We start from the raw sequence: 25,746 nt of genomic DNA on the forward strand, positions 1-25,746 counted from the left end.
GCGGAGAAGGCTTTCTTGCATCGTCCGGTCCGTGTCCGCGCCTTCCGGATGCCCCGGCCTCACCGCGGCGCGGAAAGGTCGAGCGCGCTGGTCAGGTCGCCGAGCGGCGGCTGGTTGGCGGCTGCCACCGCGTCGTCGCGCACCGTGATGCCGCGCAGGGTCGGCAGCTCGAAGCGGCGGGTGATGAAGCGCAGGATCGACGTCGTGTCCATCGGCGTGTGGTCGACGACGCCGCGGCGGGCGAAGGGCGAGATGATGATCGCGGGGATGCGGCTCCCCGGGCCCCAGCGATCGCCCTTGGGCGGGGCCACATGGTCCCACAAGCCGCCATTCTCGTCGTAGGTGACGACGACCAGCATGTGCTGCCATTGCGGGCTGCGCTCGAGATGGGCGACGACGTCGGCGATGTGAGCGTCACCGGCCCGGATGTCGGCGTAGCCGGAATGCTCGTTGAGGTCGCCCTGCGGCTTGTAGAACGACACCGCCGGCAGCGTCCCGGCGTCGACGGCCTTGAGGAATTCGGCGCCGGCGAGCCCGCCGTCGCGCAGGTGCTCGGCCCGGGCCGGCGTGCCCGGCGCGAAGCTGGCATAATAGTTCAGCGGCTGGTGGTGGTACTGGAAGTTGGGCACCGGCGTCTTGTTGCCGTTGTCCAGCACGAATTGCCAGGCGCCGCCATACCAGGCCCAGCCGACATGCTTGAGACTGAGCAGGTCGCCGATCGTCGGCTCGGTCTGCGGCGGCAGCGTCGTCGGCGCCGCGGGATCGGCCGTCGCCGCATCGGCGCCCTTGGCCGGCGGATTGCCGCTCGGCTGATAGGGCGGCTGCATGGTGTTGACGGCCCGGAAATCGGGCGTGAGGTTGCCGTCGCCGGCGAATTTCGGGATGCCGTCCATCGCCGAGGCGGGGGAATTGGCCGCGAGCTTCAGCGTCACCCCGTCGGGCTCCACAACTGCGATCGACGGCTTGGCGGCGGCCTTGTCGGCATCGGGGTAGACCGGCGCGCAGGCGCACACCAGCCATTGATGGTTGAAGAAGGAGCCGCCGAACCCGCCCATGAAGAAGTTGTCGGCCAGGACATATTTGCGCGCCACGTCCCACATGGCGGTCTTCGAGCCGTCCCACAGGCTCATCACCATGGCGCCGGAATCGGCGAAGGCGACGAACTTGTCGTTGCGCCCGCCGTTGATCTGCATCTGGTTCTGGTAGAAGCGGTGCCAGAGGTCGTGGGTGATGGTGTCGAGCGGCAGGTTGAAGCCCTGCGGGTCGTCGACCCGGAACGGCCGGTTCGGCAGATGCTCGGTCTCGGCCTGGGTCACTGGCGGCTTGACGCCCTTGGCGGTCAGCCCGTCCCAGACCGGCGGCAATTCCTTGAGGGGCGTGCCGTCGCGGTCGCGCTGCAAAAGCGCCGTCGGCCAGGCGTTCGCCAACCCGTTGGCACCGGGGAAGCTGCCGTAGAGATTGTCGAAGCTGCGATTCTCCGCATAGATCACGACGACGGTGTCGATCAGCTTGAGGTTCTGGGCAGGGTCGTCATTGTATCCGCCGGCCTGCGCCGCGGCGGGAAGCAGCGTCGCAAGCCCGAAAGCCGATGCCGTTGCGATGGATCTCCTGCGCATGCCTGTCATCCCTCCGCTGTCCCGTTGCCGGCGCAGCGCGCTTTCCCGGATCGCCGGGGAGCGCCGACGCTGGCGGCAGGAAATCACACAAGGCTTCCGGCGCACAAGGGCCGGCGGACCGATCCTGGCGCTCATCGGCGCCGCGGCGATCGGGCTCGCCGCCGCGGCCTTCGCCGCCGAGCCCGGTCGGCAGGCCGGCCCCGCCGCGAGTGCCGGGGAGGGCGGCCTGTCGCGCGCGGAGGTCCGTCGCCGCGTCGCGCTGCTGCGCGAGCTCGGTGGGGCGCTGTTCTTCGATCCGGCCCTCTCCGCCTCCGGCAAGCTGGCCTGTGCCTCCTGCCATGATCCCGCCCATGCCTTCGGCCCGGCCAACGCGGCCCCGGTCCAGCTCGGCGGCAGCGATCTGCGCCGGCCTGGGCTGCGGGCGGTGCCGACGCTGACCTATCTCCAGGCCGTCCCCGCCTTCACCGAGCATTTCTTCGACTCCGAGGACGAGGCCGACGAGAGCATCGACAACGGGCCGACCGGCGGCCTGACCTGGGACGGGCGCGTCGATCGCGGCCGGGACCAGGCGAGGATCCCGCTGCTTTCGGATTTCGAGATGGCCAACAAGGACGAGGCGGCCGTGGCCGCCCGTCTCGCGGCCGCCGGCTACGGCGAACGGATGGCCGTCCTCATCGGGACGGCGGGCAGATCCGACCCGGCGGCGCTCTACCGCACGGCCGTGAGGGCGCTGGAGGTGTTCCAGCAGGATGCCGGCCTCTTCTATCCCTACACCAGCAAATACGACGCCGTCCTGGCGGGCAAGGCGAGCCTGACGGCGCAGGAGGCCCGGGGGCTCGCGCTGTTCGAGGATGCCGCCAAAGGCAACTGCGCCTCCTGCCACATCAGCCGCCGCGGCAATGACGGCACGCCGCCGCAGTTCACGGATTTCGGCCTGATCGCGCTCGGCGTGCCGCGCAATCCCGCCATTCCCGCCAACGCCGATCCCGCCTTCTTCGACCTCGGGCTATGCGGTCCGCTGCGCACGGATTTCGCCGGCCGGGTCGACTATTGCGGCTTGTTCCGCACGCCGACGCTGCGCAACGTCGCCCTGCGCCGAAGCTTCTTCCACAACGGCGTGTTCCATACGCTGCGCGAGGCGGTGGAATTCTATGCCGGGCGGGAGACCGATCCCGGGCGCTGGTACCCGCGGACCGCGGACGGCGTCGTCGACAAGTATGACGACCTGCCGCCCTTCGCCAAGGCCAACGTCAATGCGGATCCGCCGTTCGACCGCCGGCCGGGCGAGGCGCCCGCGTTGAACGCCGCCGAGATCGACGACCTCGTCGCCTTCCTGAACACGCTGACCGACGGCTACGACCGGTCGCAATGACCGGCCGTCCCGCTGCGATCAGCTGCGGGCCGGCAGGTCCAGGATCCGCACGATGTCGTCGGCGCCGCGGCCCTCGGCGACGGCCACGCCGCCATCGGACAGGGTCAGCACCGCCCCGTTCGAGAAGCTCAGCACCCAGGCATCATCCGCGCCGTTGCGGCGGCGATCCGTCAGCTCGATGCCCGCCGCGGACACCTGCGCAATGGCCTTGTCGACATCCATGAGCCTCGTCCCGCGATTGATGGACCCGCCCGCATTGACGCGCCCGGCGGGGCAAGGTGTCAAGGCCGCCGTTTCCGCCACCGGCCAAACGCGGCGGCCGCTTGCAAGGGCAGGGCCGGATCTTCGGTCTCTGCGTCGAGGAGGAGGAGCCCTCGTCATCCCGCCTCGGACGAGGCCAGCTCGGCCGGATTCCGGCACGGCATTGCCACCTCCGGGGCGGGCGCGTCGCATGAGAACATCTATTGCTATCTATTGTCGGCGACCTAGAATCCTCGATGAGGAGGTGTCTCATGGCGAACGTAAATTTTGGTGCTCATTTCGAGGAATTCGTGAAGCGGCAGATCGAGCGCGGGCGCTTTCAGAACATCAGCGAGGTGGTCCGCGCCGGACTGCGCCTTCTGGAGGACCACGAGACCAGCCGCCTCGAGACGCGGGAACGGCTAAAGCGCGAAATCAACGAAGCCTTCGACGATCGCCGCCCCGACATCCCGGCCGACACCGTTTTCGATCGCCTCGAACGCAAGGCGAAGGCCGACATCGAGGCGTCCAAACGTGACACATAGGCTTGTATTCCGGCCTCGTGCGGAAGCGGACATTGAAGACCTCTATGCCTATGTCGCTGAACGAAGCGGGCCGCCCTTGGGTTCATTCAGGAGATTCGGGCCTTTTGCGAGAACCTGGCCTCAATGCCTTTTCGAGGGCGTTCGGCTGATGAAATCCGGCCGGGCCTCGGGATCGCCAGCCACCGCCGTCGCATCGCGGTCGCGTTTGTGATCGCCGAGGATACAGTTCGTATCGGTCGCATCAGCTATCGAGGGCGAGACCTTGACGTGCTCCTGGAACGGGACGACGGGCAAGACGAGGAATAATCACTTCACGAAAACCGTCCCAGTTGCCCGACAAGGCAGAGGTGCCGTGTTTTCGAGCATCGCCCCTTTACTCAACCGGCTTCCGGCGTCACCTCGTCAGATGACGAAGTCGTCGGCGCTGCGCTGCTCGGCCACGGCCTTGACCTCGACGGGGATGATCCAGTTCGCCGCATAGCTTTCGCAGTCCGAGGTCTGCTCCTCCGACTGCACGCGGCCGGTCGCGTCGGTGGCGCGGCAGCGCAGGGTGTAGCGGCCCGGCGCCGGCGGGGTCCAGGCAAGCTCCCAGAAGCGCCAGCCGTAGCGCGTCTGCGGCTCGACCAGGGCCGCCGGGCGCCAGTCGCCGGCCTCGTTCGTGCTGACCTCGACCCGGACGATCGGCGCCTCGCCGCTCCAGGCGGCGCCGAACACCCGGACCGGCTCGCCGGCGCGGACGGTGGCACCGTTGACCGGCTGGGCGATCTGCGACTTCACCTCCATCTCGTCGAGCGGCACCAGCATGGGCTCGCCCAGGCTGCGTTCCCAGCGGAAATAGTCGCGCGCCTGCCAATAGCCGCGGAACGGCCGCGGCACGACCCGGACCTCGGTCAGCCATTTGATCCAGGCCATGCCGAACCAGCCGCCGACCACCGCCCGCAGCGGGAAGCCATGGTCGGGGGTGAGCGGCTCGCCGTTCATGGCGAGCGCCAGCAAGACGCCGTCGGAGAGCGCCTTGTCGAGCGGCAGGCTGCGGGCAAACGCGATCGGGCCGGGCGAGGCGGTCTTCTTGCCGCCGTCGACCACGCCGCGGTCGGCGCCGACCAGGATGACTTCGACCGCATCCGGCTGGACGCCGGCCTGCGACAGGACGTCACGCAGCAGCACGCCGCTCCATTCGGCGTTGCCGACCGCGCCGTTCTGCCATTGCAGCCCCTCGCGGGCCGGCTCGTAGAACACGCGGCCATTGCCGGCGCATTCCATCACCGCCGGGAAGCTCGTCTGCGGCAGCGCCTTCAAGGCCTCGAGGCCGAGGTCGAGCGGCCGGCCAATGCTGCCGCGCACCTTGAGCTGCCACTCGGGCCCGCGCAGCCGCGGCGTCGGGAAATGGCTGCGCACATAGAACTGGTCCACCGGGATCTGCCAGTCCGCCAGCGTCGAGAACTGGAACTCCAGGTTGAGCGGCGACTTCTGCCGGACGATCAGGCCGGTCTGGTCGGCGCGGCGCATGGAGCCTCCTGCGGCTGGAATCGGGGAAGGCCCCGTTCATCCGCCATGCAAACAGATTGCGTGAAACGCGCAAGACGGGGCGACCAATGTCTGGTGCCTTCGCCCTTGCACCGCCGCGTAACTTTGGCCTAATCCAGAGAGCGGAAAGAGCCCGTATGGGCCATCTGTTGGAGGAAGCGATGTCCGACGCGAAGGTCTATGATGTACCTGCCGACTGGGCGGCACGAGCGTATGTGGACGACGCGAAGTATCAGGAGCTCTACGCCGCTTCGATCGACGATCCCGACAAGTTCTGGGGCGAGCACGGCAAGCGGATCGACTGGTTCAAGCCTTATACGATCGTCAAGAACACGCGCTATGCCCCGGACGTTTCCATCCGCTGGTTCGAAGATGGCGAGACCAATGTCGCTTACAACTGCGTCGACCGCCATGTGGCCAAGCGCGGCGACCAGACGGCGATCATCTGGGAGGGCGACAACCCGACCGAATCGAAGCATATCACCTACCGCGAGTTGCATGCCGAGGTGCAGCGCTTCGCCAATGTCCTGAAGGCGCAGGGTGTCAAGCGCGGCGACCGGGTGACCATCTACCTGCCGATGATCCCCGAGGCGGCCTATGCCATGCTCGCCTGCGCCCGCATCGGCGCCACCCACTCCATCGTGTTCGGCGGCTTCTCGCCGGATTCGCTGGCCGGACGCATCGCCGACTGCAGTTCGAGCGTCGTGGTTACCGCGGACGAGGGCCTGCGCGGCGGCAGGCCGGTGCCGTTGAAGCTCAACGTCGATGCCGCCTGTGCCAAGGCCGGCGGCGTCACCTCCGTCGTGGTGGTGCGTCGCACCGGCGCGACCGTGCCGATGACCGCCGGGCGCGACGTCTACTACGAGGACGCGGCCAGGGACGTCCCGGCCGAATGCCCCTGCGAGTCGATGAACGCGGAAGACCCGCTGTTCATCCTCTACACCTCCGGCTCGACCGGCAAGCCCAAGGGCGTGCTGCACACCACCGGCGGCTATCTCGTCTTCGCGGCGATGACGCACCAATACGTCTTCGACTACCATGACGGCGACATCTACTGGTGCACCGCCGATGTCGGCTGGGTCACCGGCCACAGCTACATCGTCTACGGGCCGCTCGCCAACGGCGCCACCACGCTGATGTTCGAGGGCGTGCCGACCTGGCCGACCAACGCCCGCTTCTGGGAGGTGATCGACAAGCACAAGGTCAACACCTTCTACACCGCGCCCACCGCCATCCGCGCCCTGATGGGCGCAGGCGAGGGGCCGGTGAAGAAGACCTCGCGCGCCTCGCTGCGCCTGCTCGGCTCGGTCGGCGAGCCGATCAACCCGGAAGCCTGGGAGTGGTATCACCGCGTGGTCGGCGACAACCGCTGCCCGATCGTCGACACCTGGTGGCAGACCGAGACCGGTGGCATCCTGATCACGCCGCTGCCCGGCGCCACGGCCCTCAAGCCGGGCTCCGCCACCCGCCCGTTCTTCGGGGTCAGGCCGGAGATCGTCGACGCCGAAGGCAAGGTCCTGGACGGCCCCTGCTCCGGCAACCTGGTCATCGCCGATTCCTGGCCGGGCCAGATGCGTACGGTCTACGGCGACCACCAGCGCTTCTTCGACACCTATTTCGCCGCCTACAAGGGCAAGTACTTCACCGGCGACGGCTGCCGCCGCGACGAGGACGGCTATTACTGGATCACCGGCCGCGTCGACGACGTCATCAACGTCTCCGGCCATCGCATGGGCACGGCCGAGGTGGAGAGCGCCCTCGTCGCCCACGCCAAGGTGTCGGAAGCCGCGGTGGTCGGCTATCCCCACGACATCAAGGGCCAGGGCATCTATGCCTATGTGACGCTGATGACCGGCGAGGTGGCCGACGAGTCCCTGCGCAAGGAGCTGGTGATCTGGGTGCGCAAGGAGATCGGCCCGATCGCCTCGCCCGACCTGATCCAGTTCGCGCCTGGCCTGCCGAAGACCCGCTCGGGCAAGATCATGCGCCGCATCCTGCGCAAGATCGCCGAGGACGATTTCGGCGCCCTCGGCGACACCTCGACCCTGGCCGACCCGACCGTGGTCGACGACCTCATCGCCAACCGCCAGAACCGGGGCAAGGCGTAGCGTTTCGCCCTGCCGCATCGGTCATCCGACGCGGCAGGGCGAATCAAGGGTGCCGGAGCCAATTCTTGCAGGGCAGGCCGTCGACGCGGGCAAACTCGCGCTCATTGTCGGTCACGACGGTCTAGCCGAGGGCAACAGCCTGAGCGGCGATGAGAAGATCATGGCTGCCGATGGGAGTACCTGCGCTTTCGAGCGCGACGCGGATTCGTCCATAGGCCACGTCGGCGGGGGCCTCGAAGGGCAGAATTTCAAGGCCGGCAAGCACGGCATCGAGTTGAGCGGTGAGTCGCTGCGAACCTTTCTTCGCAGCCCCGTAACGCAATTCCGCTGCCACGATGATGCTGGTGCTGACCCGCGTTTCGCCGATCCTGCGGATATGGCGGGTAACCGAGCCAGAGGGGTTGCGGACGAGGTCGGACACGATGTTGGTGTCGAGCAGGTAGCTCATCAAAGGTCGACCGGATCGGGAACCGGATCGGGGATCGGCGGAAAGTCTTCGTCGAGCGGCGCCAGGGTCGCAAGAATCGCGAGCAGCGACTTCGGCGGAGCCGGTTCGATGATCAGCCTTTCGCCCTCCTTGCGCATGATGGCCTCCTCACCCGGAAGCTCGAACCCGCGCGGGATCCGCACGGCCTGATTCCGTCCGTTCCTGAAAAACTTGACGTGCCGTTCGGAGCCCATCGTCACCCCCGCGAGCACAGGCCCTAGCCCGTCTTCGCGGATTCGCGCGCGGAAACGTCGATTTCGAGGTTTTTTGAGCGCGTAAGTATTTGATCTGATTGAGGCGAGGTTCGCATGTTCTACCGGAATCGGCTGTAGTGAAGACCTAGGCTATTTCCAAGATACGGTTTGGCGTGCATAGATTCATGTCGCCATGTTTCTGCGACGAACCGAGCGAAGGAAGGACGGCAAGACGCATACCTACTGGAACATCGTCGAGAACAAGCGTCTCGACGATGGCCGGGTGGTGCAGCGGCAGGTTTTGTATTTGGGTGAAATCAACTCTTCTCAGGCCGCCGCCTGGCGCAAAGCCATCGAGGTGCTCGATACCGACACCGGCGATCGACAGACGCTGGCTCTGTTTCCGGAGGATCGCTGCCAAGCCGTCGCGGCCGATGCCTCAGTGGTGCAGCTTCGCTTGTCGGAGCTCCGGCTGTGCCGGCCGCGCCAATGGGGTGCCTGTTGGCTGGCCGGGCTCCTATGGCGCGACCTGCACCTCGATCGGTTCTGGGCCGACCGCCTGCCGCCGAGCCGCAAGGGGACACGCTGGGACCAGGTGCTTCAGGTTCTGGTGACCTATCGCCTGATCGCACCGGGCAGCGAATGGCGCCTGCATCGCGAATGGTTCGAGCGTAGCGCCATGGCCGACCTCTTGGGGGCGGACTTCGGGTTGGCCGAGGCGCACAAACTGTATGCCTGCCACGACCTGCTCCTGGCGCACAGGCAGACCCTGTTCGCTCATCTGGCGGAGCGCTGGCGCGATCTGTTCAACGCCCGCTTCGACGTGCTGCTCTACGATCTGACCAGCACCTATTTTGAGGTCAACGCCTCGGATCTGCCCGAGGGCGACAAGCGCCGTCACGGCTATAGCCGCGACAAGCGGCCGGACTGTCCGCAAGTGGTGATCGCCCTGGTCGTCACCCCGGAGGGCTTGCCTTTGGCCTACGAGGTGCTGGCCGGCAACACCGCCGACAGCAAGACGCTGGGGATGTTCCTCGGCAAGATCGAGCAGCAATACGGCAAGGCGCGGCGCGTCTGGGTGATGGATCGCGGCATTCCCACCGAGGCGGCCCTGGCACAGATGCGGGCCAGTGACCCGCCGGTCCAGTATCTGGTGGGAACGCCCAAGGGACGGCTGAACCGCCTGGAAAAGCACCTGCTGGACAAGCCCTGGCAGGAGGCGCGGCAGGGCGTTCAGGTGAAGCTGCTGGCCGAGGATGGCGAACTCTATGTCTTCGCCCAGAGCCTCGACCGCGTCTCCAAGGAACGGGCCATGCGGCGGCGGCAGTTGAAATGGCTGTGGAAGCGGCTCCGGCAGATCGCCGCCATGGCGGTCTCCCGCGAGGAGCTCCTGATGAAGCTGGGCGCCGCGCGCTCCAAGGCGCCGACCGCCTGGCGCCTGGTCGATGTCGACATCGACAAGAACGGCGGGCTGACCTTCCGCCTCGACCGCAAGAGGCTGCGAACCATCAGACGGCGTGAAGGGCGCTATCTGCTGCGAACCAATCTCACCGACAACGATCCCGCCCTGCTATGGCAATATTACATTCAGCTCGTCGCCGTCGAAGAGGTCTTCAAGACCCTGAAAGGCGACCTGGCGATCCGCCCGGTCTTCCACAAGGATGAGAGGCGGATAGAAGCCCACATCTTCATCGCCTTCCTGGCCTATTGCCTGCAGATCACCCTGACCCGCCGCCTCCACGCCCTGGCCCCGGGACTGACCGCTCGAAGTGCTCTGGAAAAGTTCGTTGCCATCCAGATGATCGACGTCCACTTGCCCACCACCGATGGTCGCGAGATCCAGCTGACCCGCTACACCCAGCCCGAGCCCGAACTCAGCCTCCTCATCAGCCGCCTCAAGCTCCAATTGCCGCCACAGCCCCCGCCCAGAATCACCTCCTCCGTCCTCGCCCAAGCCAGTCGACGTAGTGAAGACCTTTTAGCCTAACCCATTGATCGCCAACCGCGGGGATGCCTCAATCTGCCCCCAATCCGCGAAGACGGGCTAGCATAGGCCGGTTGGTCCCAGTTGGCTACGACGTCCGGCCTGCATCCGGGAAGACCGGCATAGGGGGGGACGGCAATGCAAGGATCGCCGCGCGCAGCGCCGCCGCGTCGTCGGCCGGCACCGGCGTCAGCCCGTCCCGCTCGCCGAGGCCGCAGGCGGCGGTCGCGATCACCGGGATGTCGGCCGCCAGCGCCCGCAGCAGCAGGCGCGGCTGGTGCTCGACGATGGCGGGCAGCACCACCGCCGCGAGCTCGGCCGGCGTTTCGCCCGGCGCGAGGCGCCGAACCGGCAGGTCGCCCCAGAAGCCCGGGCTCTCCGTGGCGCCGCCCTGCACCAGCAGCTCGACGTCGAGGCCGGCAAGCGCCGCGCGCAAGGCGTGGGCGCCCTTGCGGCCGAGGGCGGAGGCCGGGAACAAGATGGTCCGGCCGCCGCAGCGGGCCGGCAGCGGCTCGGCCGGCGCCCAGTCGAGCAGCACGGTCCGGCCGGGAAACAGCGCCGCGACGCCGCGATGGGCGGTGACGAGGCGCGCGGCCTGGTCCAGCGCCGCCCGTTCGGCCGCGACGATCGCCGCCGAGGCACGGAAATCGCCGAGGGTTGGGCTGCCGGGATGGCGGGCCAGCGCCGCGTCGAGCGTCTCGTGCAGCACGTCGAGCGGCAGGCGCTCCATCAGCACCTCGAAGCTGCGGCCCTGCAGCACGCCGAGGCGCCACAGATGCGGCAAGAGGTTCTGCGACACGACGAGATGGGTGTCGAGATGCGACAGCCGCCGGGCATGGGCCGCGGCAAGGCGGGCGTCGGCAACGAGGATTCTCCCCTGCACGGCCGCGCCGTCGGGTGCGCGGCGCAGCGCCAGCGAGCGGCGCAGGGCCGCGAGATCGGCCGAGGCCTCCCGGCCGCAGCGTCCCCTCGCCCAGTCATAGCGCCTGCCGCCGAACAGCCGTGTCGGCAGGAGCAGCATGTCCTGCGCCTTCGCCCGCGCGGAGAACAGCGCCGCGAATTCGGGCAGGGCGGCATCGAGCAGCCAGGCCGTCGGCGGATCGCCGCTCAGGACCGTTTCGGGATTGACCAGCCGGCAGGCCGTCTCGCCGCAGTTCGTGCAGTCATGCGCCTCGCGCCGGACATCCGCCATCCCGGCCGCCGCCGGCGCGCCGGCCACAGGGCCGGGTCCGGGCGCGCGCAGCACCAGCTCCAGCGCGTCGGCGGTCAGTCGCGCCTCGATGCGGAAGGGTCGCGGGCTGCGGAAGCGCAGGTCGACATAGTTCCAGAACACGGTGGCATCGCGGCCGGCCTGGGCCCGTGAGCCCGGGACGACGCGGCTGTGGGCGTGGCGCTCGACGATCTCGAAGCCGGCCTGCAGCGCCGCCTCGTACAGGGCATTCGACAGCTGGCACAGGCCGCCGCCGACGCTGGCGACCAGGCAGCCCTCGCGCAGTTCGCGGCCGGCGACGAAGCCGCGGCGGCGCGTGGCGCGGCCGACCTGCTTCCAGAAGCTGAGCACCGCGCCCGCCGGCACCTCGACGCCGTCGAGGCCGCGTAGCGCCATCCGCAGGTTCTGCACCTTGCCGGCGGTCAGGGCCCGGTCCTGCGTCCCGCCCGGCCCGGTCCAGAGCGGCGAGCGCACCCGCGCCACCACGGGCGCGTCGCCGTGGCGCGCCCCGGCCGCATGGCGGCTCGCGCCGTCGCCAGCCGCGGCCTCGCCAACGGCGCGCAGGGTCCGCAGCACCGCCGTCTTGGCGGTGAAGAGCAAGGCGTCCCCCAAGGTCGGGACGCCGTGATGAGGCAGGAGCGGAATGGTCGACATGGCTCGATCCGGCAGGTCCGGCGTTGCGTCGCCTGCCGTCATCGGCCACTTCGCCCCGTCCGGCTGTGCGCACCGGCACGAGCCCGGCGCCGGGGGACGCGGACGCGGCCCTCAGGGCGGCCCGTGCCGTTCCATGATGCCGCTTTGTCCCATCCATGGAAATCTTTGATCGATCCGGCCGATTTCATCACGGAAATGCCACGCTGGGCGTGCTAATGGTCAGGCATATTTTTTCGCGCCGGCTTTGCGCCCGGCCCGCCTTTGCCCTTCCATTTCGAGCCAGTCATGTCACAAGCCGTCAGCGGCTCGGCCGCCCGGCCGGCCCCGGAACCGTCCTTTCGCGAATTCGTCTTCCTCATCGCCATGGTCATGGCGCTGGTCTCGCTGTCGATCGACAACCTGCTGCCGGCCTTCGAGCCGATCCGCGAGGGGTTCGGTGTCGCCGACGCCAACGAGATGCAGCTGATCATCACCGCCTATATGGGCGGCTTCGCCGCGATGCAGCTGGTCTACGGTCCGCTCTCCGACATGATCGGCCGGCGGCCGATCCTGATCCTCGGTCTCGCCGTCTATGCCGCCGGAACCGGGCTGGCGATCTTTGCCCACAGTTTCGAGGCGCTGCTCGTCGCCCGCACCGTCCAGGGGCTGGGCGGCGCGGCGGCGCGGGTGCTGGCGGTCGCCATCGTGCGCGATCGCTTCGCCGGCCGGGACATGGCGCGCGTCATGGCGCTGACCATGATGGTGTTCATCATCGTGCCGGTGATCGCTCCCGCCACCGGCAGCTTCTTCCTGATGCTGGGCAGCTGGCGGCTGATCTTCGTCAGCATGCTGGCCCTGGCCCTGATGGTAGTGATCTGGTTCGGCCTGCGCATGCCCGAGACCTTGCACCCGGAATACCGGATGCCGGTCTCGCTCGCCAAGATCGGCGGCGGCATCCGGCGCACCGTGACGACGCGGGCCTCGATCGGCAACGGCACGGCGCTCGGCCTCGCCATGGGTTGCCTGATGACCTATATCGGCTCGGCGCAGCAGATCTTCGAGACCGAGGTCTATCATCTCGGCGACTGGTTCGCCCTGGTCTTCGCCCTGATCGCCGCCTGCATGGGCGCCGCGTCCTTCGCCAATTCCAAGCTGGTGCGGCGCCTCGGCATGCGGCGGCTGGCGCATCTGGGCATCTGCGGCTTCATCCTGGCGGCCGTCCTGCTGCTGGCGCAGGGCCTCGTCTTCGCCGGCCGGCCGCCGCTGCTCCTGTTCGGGGTGACGCTGGCGGCCGCGCATTTCCTGCTCAGCCTGACCATGCCCAACTTCAACGCCATGGCGATGGAGCCGCTCGGCGATATCGCCGGCACCGCCTCCTCCTTCATCGGCTGCTACACCACGCTGATGGGCGCGGTCGGCGGCTATGTCATCGGCCAGGCCTTCGACGGCACCATCCTGCCGCTGGCGGCCGGCTATCTCGGCCTGGGGATCGCCTGCCTGCTGGTGGTGCTGTGGACGGAGAACGGCCGGCTGTTCCGGCCGCACCACCCCGATCCGGCGTGACGCGGCGCCGGGCGCGCGGGCGAGCCCTCAGCGGGAACCTCGCTCCCGGCCGCCGCCGCAGTCCCGGATCCGGGAGCGGCTTTCCGGCCTAAGCAGGTTCTCTCGAACCTGCTTACACTTCTAAGTTTGAGCAGCATTGATTTCGCATTGAAAATGCAAAATCAATCGTGGCGGGAGCCACGAGAAGCTGCTTAGCCGACATGCTTGGCGATGACGGCGAGGAAGGCCTCGCCATAGCGTGCCAGCTTGGCATCGCCGACGCCGTGCACGAGGCGCATGGCATAGGGATCGCGCGGGCGAAGCGTCGCCATGTCGATCAGGCTCTTGTCGGTGAAGACCACGTAGGCCGGCACCGACTCGGCCTTGGCCAGCTCGAGCCTGAGGGCCTTGAGCGCCGCCAGCAGGGCGTCGTCCACCGGCAGCCCCGCCTCCTCGCGCGCCGCCTCGCGCCGCGACCGCCCGCTCTCGCGCGGCTGCAGCACGTCGGCGCGCAGGTCGACCCGTTCCGCCCCCTTCAGCACGCCCCAGCCGCGCTCGGTGACCGTGAACGTGCCGTAGGCGCCGATCTCCATCTGCATCAGCCCGAGCGCGTAGACCTGCCGGATCAGCGACCGCCATTCCGCCTTGGGCCGGTCCTTGCCGACGCCGAAGGTCTTGAGCGCCTGGTGCCCGGCGCGCTGCACCGCGTCGGTCTCCTCGCCCATGAGCACGGCGACGAGGTGCTCGACCCCGAAGCGCTCGCCGGTGCGCACTGCGGCGGACAGGATCTTCTGCGCCTCGACCGTGCCGTCGAACACCTTGACCCCGCCCTCGCACAGGTCGCAGCGCCCGCACGGCTCGCTCGCCTCGGCGAAATAGGACAGCAGCGTCTGGCGCCGGCAGCGCGGCGCCTCGGCCAGGGCGATCAGCGCGTTGAGGCGCTGGCGCTCGATGCGCTTCTGCTCCTCGCTCGCCTCGCCGTCGTCGATCTGCTGGCGGCGCAAGCGGATGTCGTCGAGGCCGTAGAGCGTCAGCGTGTCGGCCGGCAGGCCGTCGCGCCCGGCGCGGCCGATCTCCTGGTAATAGGCCTCGATCGACTTGGGCAGCGCCGCATGGGCGACGAAGCGGACGTCCGGCTTGTCGATGCCCATGCCGAAGGCGACGGTGGCCGCCATCACCACGCCGTCCTCCTGCAGGAAGGCGTCCTGGTTGCGGGCGCGGACCGAGGCGTCGAGCCCGGCATGATAGGCGAGCGCGTTGAAGCCGCTGCCGCTGAGCGCTTCGGCAAACGCCTCCGTGTCCTTGCGGGTGGCGCAGTAGACGATGCCGCTCTGGCCGCGATGGCGCTCGGCGAAGCGCAGGATCTGGCGCCTGGCATTGTCCTTGGCCTGCATGGCCAGGCGGATGTTGGGCCGGTCGAAGCCGTGGATGAAGGTGCGCGGCGGCGCCTGGAACAGGCGCCGGGCGATGTCCTCGCGCGTGGCGACGTCGGCGGTCGCGGTCAGCGCCATGGTCTGGACGCCGCCGAGCTCGCGCCGGACGTCGCCGAGCAGCGCATATTCCGGCCGGAAGTCGTGGCCCCATTGCGAGACGCAATGCGCCTCGTCGATCGCCAGCAGCCTGACGTTGGAGCGCGCCAGCCAGTCGATGGTGGCGGGAAGCGCCAGGCGCTCGGGCGAGGCGTAGAGCAGCTTGAGGCGGCCGGCGCGCATGGCCTCGGCGACGCGCGCCCGCTCCTCGTCGTCGTTGCCGGACGAGAGGCTGCCGGCCTCGACGCCGTTGCGCCGGAGCTGCGCCACCTGGTCGCGCATCAGCGCGATCAGCGGCGAGACCACCAGGGTCAGCCCGTCCCGCGCCAGCGCCGGCAGCTGGTAGCACAGCGACTTGCCGCCGCCCGTCGGCATCACCGCCAGCACGTCCTCGCCGGCCAGCACCGCATCGACGATCGCCTGCTGGCCGGGGCGGAAGCCCGAGAAGCCGAAGACATGCTCGAGGATGTGGTGCGGATCGTTCATGCGGCGGACCATGGCGCGGGCAGGTGATTCGGGTCGATAGCGCCGATGCCGCATGACGGCCAGGGGCAAGGCCGTTTCCGGGCGGTCGCTCCACGGCTTTCCGACGGGAGCCGGCGTCGGCAGGGCCTTCCGGGCGGATGCCGCCTCGGCAACGCTCCGCACATGATTTCAGGCTAGGCTCGCGCCATGATTGCCCTGATCGCCGCCCCCGACCTTGCCGCCGCCCGCGCCCGCTGGCTCGTCCACCTCGCCGGCGAGCGGCGCATGAGCCCCAGGACCGTGGAAGCCTATGACCGGGACGCCGCCGCGCTGCTGCGCTTCCTCACCGGCCATCTCGGCGAGCCGCCCGGCATCGCCGACCTCACCGGTCTCGCCCCGCGCGACATTCGCGCCTTCATCGCCGCCCGGCGGGCGGACGGGCTGAAGCCGCGCTCGCTGATGCGGGCGCTCGCCGCCGCCCGCGCCTTCGCCCGCTTCCTCGAGCGCGACGGCCACGGCGCCTGCCCGGCGCTCTCGGCGGTGCGCGGCCCCAAGCTGCCGCACAGCCTGCCCAAGCCGCTGTCGCCGGAATCCGCCCGTGCCGTCGCCGATGCCGACAGCCGCGCCGGCGAGGCGCGGGCGCCCTGGATCCTCGCGCGCGACGCCGCCGTGCTCGCCCTGTGCTACGGCGCCGGCCTGCGCATTTCCGAGGCCCTCGGCATCCGCCGCAAGGACGCGCCGGTCGCAGGCCACGACACCCTGACCGTGGTCGGCAAGGGTGCCAAGATGCGCTCCGTGCCGGTGATCGAAGCGGTGTCCCGGGCCGTGGCCGACTATCTCGCGCTGGTGCCCTATGCGCTCGACGCCGAAGGGCCGCTGTTCGTCGGCGCGCGCGGGGGACCGCTGTCGCCGCGCATCGTCCAGCTCGCCATGGAACGGCTGCGCGGCGCGCTCGGCCTGCCGGACTCGGCGACGCCGCACGCCTTGCGCCACTCCTTCGCCACCCACCTGCTCGGACGCGGTGGCGACTTGCGCTCGATCCAGGAGCTGCTCGGGCATGCCAGCCTGTCGACCACGCAGATCTACACCAAGGTCGACACGGCCGAGCTGATGCGCGTCTATCAGGCCGCGCATCCGCGCGCGCGCGCCTGAAGCCGCCGGGATCCGGCCCTCAATCCTCCGCCTTCGGCGGGCGCGACAGCAGCACCTCGATGGCCGCGTCCACCGTCAGGCGGCCGGCGACGAGGTCGGCGACGGCGCGGGCCACGGGCACGTCGATGCCCCTGGCCGCCGCCATGTCGGCGAGGATGCCGGCCGTCCAGACACCTTCGGCCAGGCCGACCGCGGCGGTCGCCGCGGCGACGTCGGCGCCGCGGCCGAGCGCTTCGCCGAGGCGGCGGTTGCGCGAGCGCGAGGAGGTGCCGGTGAGCACGAGGTCGCCCAGGCCCGACAGGCCCGCCAGCGTCTCGGCCCTGGCGCCGTGGGCGACGCCGAAGCGCGTCAGCTCGGCGAAGGCGCGGGCGATCAGGGCGGCGACGGTGCTTTCGCCGAACCCCTTGCCGGCCGCGATGCCGGCGGCGATGGCGAGCACGTTCTTGGCGGCTCCGCCGATCTCGACGCCGCGCATGTCGGTCGAATGGTAGAGCCGGAAGGTGGGCGAGGCCAGCGCCAGGGCCAGGGCCTCGCCGGTCGCCGCGTCGGCGCAGGCCAGCGTCAGGGCCGTCGGAAAGCCGACGGCGATGTCGGCGGCAAAGCCCGGGCCGGACAGGATGGCCGGCACCGCCTGCGGCAGGATCTCGCCGATCACCTCGGTGACGAAGCGGCCGGTCGCCCGCTCGATGCCCTTGGCGGCGGCGATCACCGGCAGGCCCGGCGCCAGCACCGGCGCCAGCACCCCGGCGGCGTCGCGCAGGGCCTGCGTCGGCACGGCGAGGATCAGGGCGTCGACGCGGCCGAGATCGGCGAGCGCCGCGGTCGGCGTCACCTGCGGCGGCAGCGCCGTGTCCGGCAGGCGCGGATTGCGCCGCGTCGCCGCCATGGCCGCCGCCGCGTCGGGATTGCGCGCCCACAGCAGGGTCGGCCGCCCGGCCCGGGCCGCGGCGCAGGCCAGCGCCGTGCCGAAGGCGCCGGCCCCGGCCACGGCGAAGCTGGCATAGCGGCTCATGCCTTCTTTCCGGCCGCCGCGGCCGCCGGATCGAGCGCCCATCGGGCGCGGGGGCTGGCGTCGAGGCCGTCGGTCATCCCGGCGATCAGCCGTTCGGTCCCCGCCCAGGCGATCATGGCGCCGTTGTCGGTGCACAGCTCCAGGGGCGGCGTGACGATCCTCAGGCCGGCCTCGGCGCCGAGGCGCAGCAGGCCGCGCCGGATGGCGTGGTTGGCGGCGACGCCCCCCGCCACCACCAGGCAGCTCGGCTGGCCGGCGACGTCGCGGAAGCGCCGGAGCCCCGCCCGGGTGCGGTCGACGATCATGTCGACCACCGCGGCCTGGAAGGAGGCGCAGAGGTCGGCCACGTCCTGCGGCTGCAGCGGCGCGATGCGTTCCGCCTCGATCCGCACGGCCGTCTTCAGGCCGGACAGGGAGAAGTTCGGCTCCGGCCGCCCCTGCATCGGACGCGGCAGTGCGAAGCGCTGGGGATCGCCGCCGAGCGCCTCGCGCTCCACGGCCGGGCCGCCGGGATAGGGCAGGCCGAGCAGCTTGGCCGTCTTGTCGAAGGCCTCGCCGATGGCGTCGTCGATCGTGGTGCCGAGCCGGACATAGTCGCCGAGGCCGCGCACCGCCACGAGCTGGGTATGGCCGCCCGAGGCGAGCAGCAGGAGGTAGGGGAACGGCACCCTGTCGGTCAGGCGCGGCGTCAGGGCATGGGCTTCCAGATGGTTGACCGCGATCAGCGGCTTGCCCAGCACCAGCGCCAGGGCCTTGGCCGAGGTCAGGCCGACGATGACGCCGCCGATCAGGCCCGGCCCGGCGGCGGCCGCGACCGCATCGAGGCTGCCCACCGGCGTCTTCGCATCGGCGAGGGCGCGCTCGATGACATGGTCGATCGCCTCGACATGGGCGCGCGCCGCGATCTCCGGCACCACGCCGCCGAAGGCGGCGTGCTCGGCCACCTGCGACAGCACGACATTGGACAAAATCTCGCCTTCGCCGTCCTGGTTGCGGCGGACCACGGCGGCGGCGGTCTCATCGCAGGTGGTTTCGATGCCGAGAACGAGCATGGCTGAACGTGATGACGACGGGGTTTCGATTGACGCACGGCCACCCTATAGTCCGCCCGCTTCGCACCGCAAGGCGTAAGCGGGATTTCCGGGATCGGGGTGCAGGGCGCGCCCGCCGCAGGTTGGAACGGAATATGGCACGACAGACCCTGTTGCGTATCGGCACGCGAGGCAGCCGCCTCGCCCTGGCGCAGGCGCACGAGACGGCGCGGCGCCTCGGCGCGGCGCACGGCGTCGATCCCGAGCGCTTCGAGATCCTGGTGTTCAAGACCTCCGGCGACATGATCCAGGACCGGCCCCTGTCCGAGGCCGGCGGCAAGGGCCTGTTCACCAAGGAGCTTGAGCAGGCCCTGCTCGACGGCGCCATCGACATCGCCGTGCATTCCTCCAAGGACATGGCGACGGCGCTGCCGCCGGGCCTCGCCCTCGTCGCCTATCTCGAGCGCGAGGACCCGCGCGACGTGCTGATCGCGCCGCGGGCCGCGACGCTGGCCGAGCTGCCCCGCGGCGCCGTGGTCGGCACGGCCTCGCTGCGCCGCCAGGCCATGGTGAAGGCGCTGCGGCCCGACCTTGCCACCGTGCTGTTCCGCGGCAATGTCGAGACGCGGCTGAAGAAGATCGAGTCCGGCGCCGCCGATGCGACGCTGCTGGCGCTGGCCGGGCTGAAGCGCCTCGGCCTCGACCATCTGGCCACGCGCATCCTTCCGGTCGAGGAATTCCTGCCTGCGGTCGGCCAGGGCGCCATCGGCATCGAGGCCCGCGCCGACGACATGGCGACGCGGCGCCTGGTCGAGCCGATCGGCCATCGCGAGACCGGCATCGCCGTGACGCTGGAGCGCGCCTTCCTGGCCGTGCTCGACGGCTCCTGCCGCACGCCGATCGCCGGCCACGCCAGCGTCACCGGCGAGCGCGTCGCCTTTCGCGGCCTGATCCTGAAGCCGGACGGGTCCGAGGTGCACCAGGCCACGCGCGAAGGCGCCGCCGCGGACGCCGAAGCGCTCGGGCGGTCGGCCGGCGAGGAGCTGAGGGCCAAGGGCGGCCCGGCGTTCTTCGTCGGAGCCGCCACGTGACCGACGCGGCCGGCCGGCCGGGCGGCCGCGTCCTGGTGACGCGCCCGATCGCCGAGGCCGAGCGCACCCGCGACCGGCTGCTGGCGCTGGGGCGCGACGTGCTGGTCGAGCCGATGCTGACCATCACCCATCGCCACGAGCCGCTGCCGGCGGGACCGTTCGACGTCGTGATCGTCACCAGCGGCAATGCCTTGGCCGCCATCGCCGGCCGGCCGGAAACGGCGGCGCTGCTGCCGCTGCCGGTGCTCGCCGTCGGCCGGCGCACGGCCGAGGCGGCCCGGGCCATGGGCTTTGCCGACGCCTGGTCCCACGGCCGCGACGCCGAGGCGCTGATCGCCCATGTCGCGACGGCGTGGAGCCGGCCGCGCCGGGCCCTCTATATCGCCGGCGCCGACCGGACGGCCGATCTTGCCGCCCTGCTGGCGCCTCACGGCCATGATGTCGTCGTCGCCACCGTCTACGACGCGGTCAAGACGACGCATTTTTCCGCTCCGACGCGGGCCGCGCTGCAGGACGGCTCGATCGACGCGGTCCTGCACTACTCTGCCCGCACGGCCGAGGCCTTCATTGCCTGCTGCGGCGCCGCCATGCCACTGGCGGCTGCTTCGTTTCGCCATCTGTGCCTGTCGCACAAGGTGGGCGAGGTGTTGCGGTCGGCGGGCGGGCGTCGCATCTTGGTCGCGGAACGGCCCGATGAAGACGCCTTGCTCGCGCTGCTGACGTGAGCTCGGCGGTCCGGATGCCCCTGCGGCATCCGCCGCCGATATGATATGCCAACTCAACGAGGCGACGAGGATTGCATGGACAACGACGACAAGGCCGCCGGGCGCAGGAAGCGCAGACAAGCCGGTCCGGAGACACCGGCCGTCGAACCCAAGGCCGGTCCTGCCCTGTCCGAACCGGGTCTCGCCGCGAACGAGCCGGCGCAAGCGCCGGTTTCCGCCGAGCCGGACATCCCGCCTGCCGAGCCGGTAACGCCCGCCGGCGATCCGCCCGCGGCAGCGGCCACGCCCTGGGCCGAGGCACGCGGGGAGCCGGCGGCGGCCGTGTCCTCCGAGCCCGAATCCGTGAGGTCCGAGCCGGAGGCATTCAAGCCCGAAACGGCGGCCCCCGGGCCCGATCCGGAACCGCCGCTGCCCCTCGATCTCCATCCCGAGGAACGCCGGAAGTCGTCGCCCTTGCCGCTGCTGGCCGCCGCGCTGATCGGCGGTGTCGTCGGCGGCGTCCTGGTGCTCGGCGCCGGGCTGGCCGGCCTGGGACCGGGGGGCGGAACCGGCGGCGATGCCCTCTCTCCGCGTCTCGCCGCGCTGGAGCAGGAGCTCGCCTCGACCCGCCAGACCCTGGAGCAAACGACGGGCCGCACCGCCGCCGCCGAGATGGCCGCCAAGGGCGCCGCGGAGAATGCCACCAATGCCATCAACCTCGCCGCCGAAGCCAAGGCCGCAGCGGGCGGGACGCCGGCCGAGCTGGGACCACTGACCGGACGCCTCGACGACGCCGACAAGGCGCTCGCCACCCTGCGGGCCAGCGTCGACTCGCTCGGCAAGGAAATCGCCGACGCGGCCGGCGCCGCCGCGCAGGCCCAGGCCGATGCGGCCGCCGCGCAGACCCGCATGGCCGCCCTCGAGAAGGCCGTTGCCGCCAGCAATCCCGACCGCGTCGCCGCCTATGCCGTGGCGCTCTCGCAGCTCGGCGAGGCGGTGCGCGCCGGCCGGCCGTTCGAGCCGGAGCTGAAGGCCGCCCTGGCCCTCGGCGGCGACAATGCCAAGGCGCTGGAGGTGCTGGCGCCGCTGGCGGCCAGAGGCACGCCGACCCTCGAGGCGCTCAAGCGCTCCTTTGCCGCGCTCGCCCCCCAGCTCGCCGGCATCCTGGCGCCGCCGCCCGCCCCCGCCGCGGCGACGGCGGAGCCCGGCCTGGTCGACAAGTTCCTGTCGAGCTTCGGCGGCGTGGTCAGCGTCACCCGCGACGACAGCCCCGACGCCCTGGAGGCGGCCAAGCCCGTGAAGGCCGTGTCCGAGGCCCTGGAGAAGGACGACCTCCCGGCCGCCCTCGCCGCCTTCGACGCCATGCCGGAGACGGCCCGTGTCGCCGGCGCGGCCTGGCTGGTCGACGCCAAGGGCAGCTTCGACGCCAACGCGCTCGTGCGCGCCGAGAGCGCGGCCGCTCTCAAGACCCTGTCCGGCAAGTGAGGCGCCGATGATCCGCGTACTCGTCTACATCGCGCTGCTCGCCCTTGTCGCCATGGGGCTGGCCTGGCTGGCCGACCGGCCGGGGGACATCGCACTCACCTGGCAGGGCTGGCACGTCAAGACCTCGGTGATGACCGGGGCGGTGGCGCTGCTGGCGCTGGTCGTAGCGCTGATGGTCTTCTTCGCCGTGCTGCGCGCCGTGCTGCGCTCGCCGGAGAGCATGTCGCTGTTCTTCCGCACCCGCCGCCGCGCCAAGGGCTTCAACGCCGTGACCCGCGGCATGATCGCCGTCGGCTCCGGCGACGCCAAGCAGGCACGCAGGCAGGCGATCGAGGCCGAGCGCATCCTCGGCGCCGAGCCGCTGGCTTTGCTGCTGCGGGCGCAGGCGGCGCAGCTCTCGGGCGACCGGGCCGGCGCCGAGACCGCCTTCACCGCCATGCTGAAGGAACCGGAGACCAAGCCGCTCGGCCTGCGCGGCCTGTTCGTCGAGGCGCGACGGCGCGGCGACGCCAAGGCGGCCCGCCTGCTGGCGGACGAGGCGGTGAAGTCCGCCCCCACCCTGCCCTGGGCGGCCACGGCGCTCCTGGAGTTCCAGTCGGTCGAACGCGACTGGTCCGGCGCGCTGGCGACGCTCGCCCGCAACGCCGACCATCGCCTGGTCAACCGCGACACGGCGCGGCGCCAGCGCGCCGTGCTGCTCACGGCGCGGGCGCTGGAGGAGGCGGAGCGCGACCGTGCCGCCGCCAAGGCCGGGGCCCTGGAGGCCTTGAAGCTGGCGCCGGGCCTGGTGCCCGCCGCCGTGCTGGCGGCCAGGCTGCTCTCCGACGGCAACCAGATCCGCAAGGCCTCGAAGGTTCTGGAGACGGCCTGGCGGGCCGGGCCCCACCCGGACATCGCCCAGGCCTATATGAACGTGCGCCACGGCGACTCGGCCCGCGACCGTCTCGCCCGCGTGCAGACCCTGGCGGCGCAGGCGCCGGGCAATCCGGAAAGCGCCCTGGCGCTCGCCCGCGCGGCCCTGGCGACGCGCGACTTCACCCTGGCCCGCAATTCCCTGGCGCCGCTGCTCAACGGCGCCGCCACCGAACGCGTCTATCTGATGATGGCCGAGATCGAGGAAGCCGAGAACGGCGCCACCGGCCGCGTGCGCGAATGGCTGGCGCGGGCGGTGCGGGCGCCGCGCGACCCGGCCTGGACCGCCGACGGCATGGTCTCGGACATCTGGCTGCCGGTCTCGCCGACCACGGGCCGCATCGACGCCTTCGAATGGAAGACGCCGGTGGAGCGCATCGGCGGGCCGATCGTCGACCCGGCGGACGATGTGCTGGCCGACATCGACGAGCCACCGGCGCAGATCGCCTATGCCGCCGACAAGGCCGAAGCGGCGAAGCTGGTCGAGCCGATCCCCGTGCCCGCTCCGGCGCCGCTTCCCGAGCCGGAAGCCGTGCAGCCGTCCGAACCCGAGCCTGAGCCGGTGAAGCCGGCGGCACCGGTCGAAAAGTCCGCTGCCGCCGTCCCGCCGATCCCGGCCACCCACCCCGTGCCCGACGATCCGGGCATGACCGACGACGTGCCTCAGCCCCGGGCGAGCCGCTTCTCCTGGCGGTAGGACGCCGACGGCTTCATCCGGGATCAGAATCAAGCGCAAAAAGCCTTCTCCGCGAAGCGGGGAAGGTAACGGCAACGACGTGGCGTCGGGTGGGTTTGGCGGCCAGGTGCAAGCCGTGTTCGGCCGGCGCGACGGGTCATGCTGGTCCATTCACGGGGTAAGCCTCGCGGGGCTTCCATCCGTCACCCCGGCGGCGTGACGCCTTCCCCGCTGCCGATATCGAGGACTCCCGAGACCGGCATGCCGGAGCGCAGGTCGGATGTTTCCGGCCTGCGCGGAGACGATCTTTGCGCCTCTTCCGGCGCCCTCAGCCCAGGCCCTTCGCCATCACCCGCGCCAGGCGCTCGGAAAACGCCTTCGGGTCCGCCGGCGGCTCGCCGTCGAGGATGCGCGCTTCATCGAACAGCAGCCGGGCCGCGTCCTCGACGAAGGCGGCATCCGCGCCGGCATCGCGCGAGGCGGCGAGGCGGGTGACCACCGCGTGGCGCGGGTTGATCTCCAGGACCGGCTTCTGCGTCGAATCCAGCCGCCCGGCGCCGGCCAGGATCTTCTCCAGCCGCCGGTCGGGACCATGGTCCGGCGCCACCAGGCAGACGGCGCTGTCGGTCAGCCGGTCCGAGGCGCGGACGTCGGCCACCGCCTCGCCCAGCGTCTCCTTGACGAAGGCGATGAAGCCGGCGACCGCGGCGCCGGTTTCCGGCGATGTCTCCGCCGGCGCCTCGGTCAGCGGGATCTGGGCGAGGTCGGCGGCGCCCTGCGTCACGGACTTGAACGGCTTGCCGTCGAAGCCGAGCGCCGAGGTCACCCAGAAGCTGTCGACCGGATCGGCGAGCAGCAGCACCTCGATGCCGCGGGCGCGGAAGCCTTCCAGGTGCGGCGAGGCCGCGAGCCGCGCCGCATCCTCGCCGGCGAGGTAGTAGATCGCCGTCTGGTTCTCCTTCAGCCCGGCGACATACTCCTTGAGCGAGCGCCAGCCGCCGCCCGCCGTGGTCTTGAAGCGCGCCAGGGCGAGCAGGGCGTCGCGGCGCTCGAAGTCCTCGTAGAGGCCTTCCTTCAGCACGGCGCCGAACGTGTCCCAGACCTTCTCATAGGCTGCGGCATCCGAGCCGGCGAGCTTCTCCAGCTCGCTCAGCACCCGGCCGGTCGCCGCCTTGCGGATGGCGGCGAGGATCGGGCTTTCCTGGATCATCTCGCGCGAGACGTTGAGCGGCAGGTCGGTCGAATCGACCAGGCCGCGCACGAATCTGAGGTAGCCGGGCAGGAGCTCGGCCTCGTCGGTGATCAGCACGCGCCGGACATAGAGCTTCATGCGGCCCTTGCGCGCCGGCTCGAACAGGTCGAGCGGCCGCGAGCCCGGCACGAAGGCCAGCATGGTGTATTCCTGCCGCCCCTCGGCGCGGAAATGGATGGTGAGCGCCGGATCGTCGAACTGGCCGGCGGCGCTGCGGTAGAAGTCGGCATACTCCTCCGGCTTGATCTCGGCCTTGGGCCGCGTCCACAGCGCCGCGCCGTCGGCGATCTCGGCCGGCTCGGCGCCGGGCGCCTCGGCCAGGGTGATCGGCACCGGCACATGGCCGGACTGGGCCCGGACGATGCCCTCGACCGTGTAGCGCTCGGCATAGCTGCGGGCATCCTCCATCAGGTGCAGCACGACGCGGGTGCCGCGGGCCGGCGCCTCCTCGAGCGGAACCTCGGCGACCGAATAGGTGCCCTTGCCGTCCGAGCTCCACAGATGCGCGACATCGGCGCCGGCCCGGCGCGAGAACACGTCGACGCGGTCGGCCACCATGAAGCTGGAATAGAAGCCGACGCCGAACTGGCCGATCAGCTGCGCGCCCTCGGCCTCGGCGGCCTTCGCGGCTTCGATCCGCTCCACGAACGCCTTGGTGCCGGAGCGGGCGATGGTGCCGAGCGCCTCGATCATCTCCTCGCGGCTCATGCCGATGCCGTTGTCGGTGACGCTGAGGAGGCCCTTGTCCTTGTCGAGCGCGATTCGGATCTGCGGCTTGGGATCCTCTCCCAGGAGCTCCGGCCGGGCGATCGCCTCGTAGCGCAGCTTCTCGCAGGCATCCGCCGCGTTCGAGATCAGCTCGCGCAGGAACACGTCCTTGTCGGAATAGACCGAATGCACCATCAGGTGCAGCAGCTTGGCGACATCGGCCTCGAAGGCGCGGCTTTCCTCGGGCCGCGCCTGGTTTTCAACGCTCATG

General features: G+C 70.6%; 19 protein-coding genes and 2 pseudogenes. 11 read left to right on the forward strand and 10 right to left on the reverse strand.

All coding sequences use genetic code 11. From position 1 onward, the window contains the following. Positions 1 to 59 precede the first annotated feature (59 nt). Positions 60 to 1,616 (reverse strand): acid phosphatase, encoded by a 1,557-nt coding sequence (locus AC27L4_RS15135; protein ID WP_487143061.1) that lies wholly within the window; start codon positions 1,614 to 1,616, stop codon positions 60 to 62. On the opposite strand from AC27L4_RS15135, the gene AC27L4_RS15140 reads away from it, so the two are divergent. Then, a complete protein-coding gene (locus tag AC27L4_RS15140) occupies positions 1,615 to 2,988 on the forward strand; it encodes a cytochrome-c peroxidase (protein WP_487143062.1) in 1,374 nt (457 codons plus the stop codon). The two genes, AC27L4_RS15135 and AC27L4_RS15140, sit on opposite strands and share 2 nt — an antisense overlap. A gap of 18 nt (positions 2,989 to 3,006) precedes the next feature. On the opposite strand, the gene AC27L4_RS15145 is transcribed toward AC27L4_RS15140, so the two are convergent. After that, positions 3,007 to 3,210, reverse strand: coding sequence for a hypothetical protein (locus AC27L4_RS15145; protein WP_487143063.1), 204 nt, complete (start codon positions 3,208 to 3,210; stop codon positions 3,007 to 3,009). Positions 3,211 to 3,500: 290 nt separating this feature from the next. On the opposite strand from AC27L4_RS15145, the gene AC27L4_RS15150 reads away from it, so the two are divergent. Together AC27L4_RS15150 and AC27L4_RS15155 are read left to right on the forward strand one after the other, a co-directional pair. Next, complete coding sequence (locus tag AC27L4_RS15150; protein WP_487143064.1) at positions 3,501 to 3,773, forward strand: type II toxin-antitoxin system ParD family antitoxin; 273 nt, start codon at positions 3,501 to 3,503, stop codon at positions 3,771 to 3,773. Between the two features lie 81 nt (positions 3,774 to 3,854). Continuing rightward, positions 3,855 to 4,079 (forward strand): annotated as a pseudogene (locus AC27L4_RS15155) (type II toxin-antitoxin system RelE/ParE family toxin); the annotation flags it as partial. Positions 4,080 to 4,175: 96 nt separating this feature from the next. On the opposite strand, the gene AC27L4_RS15160 reads toward AC27L4_RS15155, so the two are convergent. Beyond that, positions 4,176 to 5,282: a sulfite oxidase gene (locus AC27L4_RS15160; RefSeq protein WP_487143065.1), complete on the reverse strand. Its 1,107-nt coding sequence runs from the start codon at positions 5,280 to 5,282 to the stop codon at positions 4,176 to 4,178. A 179-nt stretch (positions 5,283 to 5,461) separates the two neighbouring features. Here AC27L4_RS15160 and acs point away from each other — a divergent pair, with 179 nt between their 5' ends. Further along, complete coding sequence (gene acs, locus AC27L4_RS15165) at positions 5,462 to 7,408, forward strand: acetate--CoA ligase (RefSeq protein WP_487143066.1); 1,947 nt, start codon at positions 5,462 to 5,464, stop codon at positions 7,406 to 7,408. Positions 7,409 to 7,451: 43 nt separating this feature from the next. Here the strand turns inward: acs and AC27L4_RS15170 are convergent. Both AC27L4_RS15170 and AC27L4_RS15175 read right to left on the reverse strand, forming a co-directional pair. Further along, positions 7,452 to 7,859, reverse strand: a pseudogene (locus AC27L4_RS15170) (PIN domain-containing protein). Beyond that, positions 7,856 to 7,993 (reverse strand): hypothetical protein, encoded by a 138-nt coding sequence (locus tag AC27L4_RS15175; protein WP_487143067.1) that lies wholly within the window; start codon positions 7,991 to 7,993, stop codon positions 7,856 to 7,858. The pseudogene AC27L4_RS15170 and the gene AC27L4_RS15175 overlap by 4 nt, the downstream one beginning before the upstream one ends. Positions 7,994 to 8,282: 289 nt before the next feature. On the opposite strand from AC27L4_RS15175, the gene AC27L4_RS15180 reads away from it, so the two are divergent. Then, positions 8,283 to 10,076 carry an IS1634 family transposase gene (locus AC27L4_RS15180; RefSeq protein WP_487139914.1) on the forward strand — a complete coding sequence of 598 codons (1,794 nt, stop codon included), beginning with the start codon at positions 8,283 to 8,285 and terminating at the stop codon, positions 10,074 to 10,076. Positions 10,077 to 10,161: 85 nt separating this feature from the next. Here the strand turns inward: AC27L4_RS15180 and AC27L4_RS15185 are convergent, their stop codons facing one another. Then, positions 10,162 to 11,937, reverse strand: a complete 1,776-nt coding sequence (locus AC27L4_RS15185) for a VanW family protein (RefSeq protein WP_487143068.1) — start codon at positions 11,935 to 11,937, stop codon at positions 10,162 to 10,164. Between the two features lie 285 nt (positions 11,938 to 12,222). Between AC27L4_RS15185 and AC27L4_RS15190 the strand changes: the two genes are divergently transcribed. Beyond that, the gene (locus AC27L4_RS15190) at positions 12,223 to 13,479 is read left to right on the forward strand and encodes a multidrug effflux MFS transporter (RefSeq protein ID WP_487143069.1); all 1,257 of its coding nucleotides are present in this window, start codon (positions 12,223 to 12,225) and stop codon (positions 13,477 to 13,479) included. A 191-nt stretch (positions 13,480 to 13,670) separates the two neighbouring features. On the opposite strand, the gene recQ is transcribed toward AC27L4_RS15190, so the two are convergent. Continuing rightward, positions 13,671 to 15,485, reverse strand: a complete 1,815-nt coding sequence (gene recQ, locus AC27L4_RS15195; protein WP_487143812.1) for a DNA helicase RecQ — start codon at positions 15,483 to 15,485, stop codon at positions 13,671 to 13,673. Positions 15,486 to 15,659: 174 nt separating this feature from the next. Here recQ and AC27L4_RS15200 point away from each other — a divergent pair, with 174 nt between their 5' ends. Further along, complete coding sequence (locus AC27L4_RS15200) at positions 15,660 to 16,604, forward strand: tyrosine recombinase XerC (protein WP_487143070.1); 945 nt, start codon at positions 15,660 to 15,662, stop codon at positions 16,602 to 16,604. Positions 16,605 to 16,623: 19 nt separating this feature from the next. Here the strand turns inward: AC27L4_RS15200 and AC27L4_RS15205 are convergent, their stop codons facing one another. Beyond that, the gene (locus AC27L4_RS15205; protein ID WP_487143071.1) at positions 16,624 to 17,616 is read right to left on the reverse strand and encodes an NAD(P)H-dependent glycerol-3-phosphate dehydrogenase; all 993 of its coding nucleotides are present in this window, start codon (positions 17,614 to 17,616) and stop codon (positions 16,624 to 16,626) included. Beyond that, the gene (tsaD, locus tag AC27L4_RS15210; protein ID WP_487143072.1) at positions 17,613 to 18,668 is read right to left on the reverse strand and encodes a tRNA (adenosine(37)-N6)-threonylcarbamoyltransferase complex transferase subunit TsaD; all 1,056 of its coding nucleotides are present in this window, start codon (positions 18,666 to 18,668) and stop codon (positions 17,613 to 17,615) included. The genes AC27L4_RS15205 and tsaD overlap by 4 nt, the downstream gene beginning before the upstream one ends. 134 nt (positions 18,669 to 18,802) lie before the next feature. Between tsaD and hemC the strand changes: the two genes are divergently transcribed. The 4 genes from hemC to AC27L4_RS15230 all read left to right on the forward strand — a co-directional run bounded on the left by hemC (position 18,803) and on the right by AC27L4_RS15230 (position 23,536). Beyond that, positions 18,803 to 19,738: a hydroxymethylbilane synthase gene (hemC, locus tag AC27L4_RS15215; protein WP_487143073.1), complete on the forward strand. Its 936-nt coding sequence runs from the start codon at positions 18,803 to 18,805 to the stop codon at positions 19,736 to 19,738. Then, positions 19,735 to 20,463 carry a uroporphyrinogen-III synthase gene (locus tag AC27L4_RS15220; protein ID WP_487143074.1) on the forward strand — a complete coding sequence of 243 codons (729 nt, stop codon included), beginning with the start codon at positions 19,735 to 19,737 and terminating at the stop codon, positions 20,461 to 20,463. The genes hemC and AC27L4_RS15220 overlap by 4 nt, the downstream gene beginning before the upstream one ends. A 75-nt stretch (positions 20,464 to 20,538) precedes the next feature. Then, positions 20,539 to 21,927 carry a COG4223 family protein gene (locus AC27L4_RS15225; RefSeq protein WP_487143075.1) on the forward strand — a complete coding sequence of 463 codons (1,389 nt, stop codon included), beginning with the start codon at positions 20,539 to 20,541 and terminating at the stop codon, positions 21,925 to 21,927. A gap of 7 nt (positions 21,928 to 21,934) precedes the next feature. Further along, a complete protein-coding gene (locus AC27L4_RS15230) occupies positions 21,935 to 23,536 on the forward strand; it encodes a heme biosynthesis HemY N-terminal domain-containing protein (protein WP_487143076.1) in 1,602 nt (533 codons plus the stop codon). Positions 23,537 to 23,843: 307 nt separating this feature from the next. Here the strand turns inward: AC27L4_RS15230 and htpG are convergent, their stop codons facing one another. Continuing rightward, positions 23,844 to 25,745: a molecular chaperone HtpG gene (htpG, locus tag AC27L4_RS15235; protein WP_487143077.1), complete on the reverse strand. Its 1,902-nt coding sequence runs from the start codon at positions 25,743 to 25,745 to the stop codon at positions 23,844 to 23,846. Position 25,746 lies beyond the last annotated feature (1 nt).

It is taken from the genome of Labrys sp. Lb11, assembly GCF_057554225.1.

Excerpts from the sequence above, each read along its gene's own strand:
- AC27L4_RS15140 (WP_487143062.1), top strand. The coding sequence starts at position 1,615 with ATGCCTGTCATCCCTCCGCTGTCCCGTTGCCGGCGCAGCGCGCTTTCC.
- AC27L4_RS15135 (WP_487143061.1), bottom strand. The coding sequence starts at position 1,616 with ATGCGCAGGAGATCCATCGCAACGGCATCGGCTTTCGGGCTTGCGACG.
- AC27L4_RS15145 (WP_487143063.1), bottom strand. The coding sequence starts at position 3,210 with ATGGATGTCGACAAGGCCATTGCGCAGGTGTCCGCGGCGGGCATCGAG.
- AC27L4_RS15150 (WP_487143064.1), top strand. The coding sequence starts at position 3,501 with ATGGCGAACGTAAATTTTGGTGCTCATTTCGAGGAATTCGTGAAGCGG.
- AC27L4_RS15160 (WP_487143065.1), bottom strand. The coding sequence starts at position 5,282 with ATGCGCCGCGCCGACCAGACCGGCCTGATCGTCCGGCAGAAGTCGCCG.
- acs (WP_487143066.1), top strand. The coding sequence starts at position 5,462 with ATGTCCGACGCGAAGGTCTATGATGTACCTGCCGACTGGGCGGCACGA.
- AC27L4_RS15175 (WP_487143067.1), bottom strand. The coding sequence starts at position 7,993 with ATGCGCAAGGAGGGCGAAAGGCTGATCATCGAACCGGCTCCGCCGAAG.
- AC27L4_RS15180 (WP_487139914.1), top strand. The coding sequence starts at position 8,283 with ATGTTTCTGCGACGAACCGAGCGAAGGAAGGACGGCAAGACGCATACC.
- AC27L4_RS15185 (WP_487143068.1), bottom strand. The coding sequence starts at position 11,937 with ATGTCGACCATTCCGCTCCTGCCTCATCACGGCGTCCCGACCTTGGGG.
- AC27L4_RS15190 (WP_487143069.1), top strand. The coding sequence starts at position 12,223 with ATGTCACAAGCCGTCAGCGGCTCGGCCGCCCGGCCGGCCCCGGAACCG.
- recQ (WP_487143812.1), bottom strand. The coding sequence starts at position 15,485 with ATGGTCCGCCGCATGAACGATCCGCACCACATCCTCGAGCATGTCTTC.
- AC27L4_RS15200 (WP_487143070.1), top strand. The coding sequence starts at position 15,660 with ATGATTGCCCTGATCGCCGCCCCCGACCTTGCCGCCGCCCGCGCCCGC.
- AC27L4_RS15205 (WP_487143071.1), bottom strand. The coding sequence starts at position 17,616 with ATGAGCCGCTATGCCAGCTTCGCCGTGGCCGGGGCCGGCGCCTTCGGC.
- tsaD (WP_487143072.1), bottom strand. The coding sequence starts at position 18,668 with ATGCTCGTTCTCGGCATCGAAACCACCTGCGATGAGACCGCCGCCGCC.
- hemC (WP_487143073.1), top strand. The coding sequence starts at position 18,803 with ATGGCACGACAGACCCTGTTGCGTATCGGCACGCGAGGCAGCCGCCTC.
- AC27L4_RS15225 (WP_487143075.1), top strand. The coding sequence starts at position 20,539 with ATGGACAACGACGACAAGGCCGCCGGGCGCAGGAAGCGCAGACAAGCC.
- AC27L4_RS15230 (WP_487143076.1), top strand. The coding sequence starts at position 21,935 with ATGATCCGCGTACTCGTCTACATCGCGCTGCTCGCCCTTGTCGCCATG.
- htpG (WP_487143077.1), bottom strand. The coding sequence starts at position 25,745 with ATGAGCGTTGAAAACCAGGCGCGGCCCGAGGAAAGCCGCGCCTTCGAG.